Origin of the sequence: uncultured Faecalibacterium sp., assembly GCF_900066275.1 — a bacterium.
GTDB classification, from domain to species: Bacteria; Bacillota; Clostridia; order Oscillospirales; family Ruminococcaceae; genus Faecalibacterium; species Faecalibacterium taiwanense.
This window is the reverse complement of the sequence record NZ_FMFG01000108.1, coordinates 1-384: the sequence shown is the minus strand read 5'-3', so window position 1 is coordinate 384 and position 384 is coordinate 1. Positions and strand designations below refer to the sequence as shown.

Here is a 384-nt window from a genome sequence, read left to right as displayed (position 1 = left end):
TTTCATCGTGGAGCCGCTTGGCGATGCGGTGAAGCCCCAGCCCTTCCTCTGCCATTGAATAGATATACTCAACAACGGGGGCGGTGTTCGGGTCGATCACAAGGTGATTGTGGTCGGCAGGGTCTTTCTGGTAGCCAAACGGTGCGCCGCTGGAGATATACTTTCCACTTTTCTTGCGTGTCCGAAGGGCACTCTTGATCTTTCGGGAAGTGTCTTTGGCGTACATTTCATTGATGATGTTTCGGAACGGGGCAATATCCATCTGAGATTGCTCGTTGGAATCATAACCATCGTTGATTGCAATATAGCGGACACCGTGTTCAGGAAAGAAGATTTCCATATACGTTCCGGTTTCGATGTGGTTGCGTCCAAGTCGGGACTGGT

Annotated in this window: 1 pseudogene; it reads right to left on the bottom strand. The window is 50.5% G+C overall.

Features of this window, described 5'->3' with window-relative positions:
• Window positions 1–340: pseudogene (locus tag QZL71_RS13230) on the bottom strand (recombinase); the annotation flags it as partial.
• Window positions 341–384 lie beyond the last annotated feature (44 nt).